The 671-nt window shown below is 46.9% G+C and carries 5 tRNA genes; all 5 read left to right on the top strand.

The features are described 5' to 3' along the window. Positions 1–96 precede the first annotated feature (96 nt). The 5 genes from AB4274_RS21995 (at position 97) to AB4274_RS21975 (ending at position 578) form a co-directional block, all read left to right on the top strand. Positions 97–172: transfer RNA gene (locus AB4274_RS21995), tRNA-Glu, on the top strand. 20 nt (positions 173–192) lie between these two features. Next, positions 193–268, top strand: a tRNA-Lys gene (locus AB4274_RS21990). Between the two features lie 25 nt (positions 269–293). Further along, positions 294–369 (top strand) — tRNA-Val (locus AB4274_RS21985). Between the two features lie 25 nt (positions 370–394). Then, a tRNA-Ala gene (locus AB4274_RS21980) sits at positions 395–470 on the top strand. Positions 471–502: 32 nt separating this feature from the next. Beyond that, a tRNA-Val gene (locus AB4274_RS21975) sits at positions 503–578 on the top strand. Positions 579–671: the final 93 nt, after the last annotated feature.

Below are 671 nucleotides of genomic sequence, written 5' to 3'. Positions count from 1 at the left end.
CACACAGATTGATTAGGTTTAGAAAAGTAAAGAGATGAAGAACTCCCAAGTTCTTCGAAGTTTGTTTCTACTTTTAAAGTAGAGATGAATTGCAGTGTCCCGTTCGTCTAGAGGCCTAGGACACCGCCCTTTCACGGCGGTAACAGGGGTTCGACTCCCCTACGGGATACCACTTCCTTCAAGAAGTAAAAAGGGTCGTTAGCTCAGTTGGTAGAGCAGTTGACTTTTAATCAATTGGTCGCAGGTTCGAATCCTGCACGACCCACCATTTCCTCCCAAGGAAATAAAATTTGGGGCGATTAGCTCAGTTGGGAGAGCACCTGCCTTACAAGCAGGGGGTCACTGGTTCGAGCCCGGTATCGCCCACCATTTCCTCCCAAGGAAATAAAAATATGGGGCTATAGCTCAGCTGGGAGAGCGCCTGCCTTGCACGCAGGAGGTCTGCGGTTCGATCCCGCATAGCTCCACCATTCTTTCTCCATGAAGGAATCAAAACTATCATGGGCGATTAGCTCAGTTGGGAGAGCACCTGCCTTACAAGCAGGGGGTCACTGGTTCGAGCCCGGTATCGCCCACCATCTTTAAGCACACTTTTCTTAGTAATAGAAAACTGAGTGTATTTAAAAATGGTTTTGAAAGTTTAATGCTTTAAAAACTCTTGCTCTTTAACA

This window comes from Vibrio sp. 10N.261.55.A10 (genome assembly GCF_041470825.1).
GTDB lineage: Bacteria > Pseudomonadota > Gammaproteobacteria > Enterobacterales > Vibrionaceae > Vibrio > Vibrio crassostreae_C.
This window is presented reverse-complemented; position numbering and strand designations above follow the sequence as displayed.